Genomic DNA, 325 nt, shown 5'->3' on the forward strand with positions numbered 1-325 from the left:
CCCAGGTTCATGGTCCAGTCCAGACCCAGCACATCGCAGTTCAGGCCCGCCATCTCGGGCAGCCACAGACCGCCCCCTTTGGTGAAGACAAGGCTGGGGATGCGCTGGCCGTTGTGCTCGGTTTTCAGTTGTGAGAGCACGCGTGCCGTGTAGGCCAGGCTGAACTGCTGGAAGGCCCCATCGGCCAGCACGCCACCCCAGCTGTCAAACACCATGACGGCCTGGGCGCCGGCTTCGATTTGGGTGTTCAGGTACAGGGCCACCGCGTCGGCGTTGATCTCGAGGATGCGGTGCATCAGGTCCGGGCGGCTGTACATCAGGGTTT

1 protein-coding gene is annotated in these 325 nt (G+C 63.7%); it reads right to left on the minus strand.

Going from position 1 to position 325, the window contains the following annotated elements:
• The coding region (locus B472_RS16875; RefSeq protein WP_304598338.1) for a uroporphyrinogen decarboxylase family protein at positions 1-325 on the minus strand (325 nt) is incomplete at both ends.

Source organism: Limnohabitans sp. Rim28 (genome assembly GCF_000293865.2).
Classification (GTDB): domain Bacteria; phylum Pseudomonadota; class Gammaproteobacteria; order Burkholderiales; family Burkholderiaceae_C; genus Limnohabitans_A.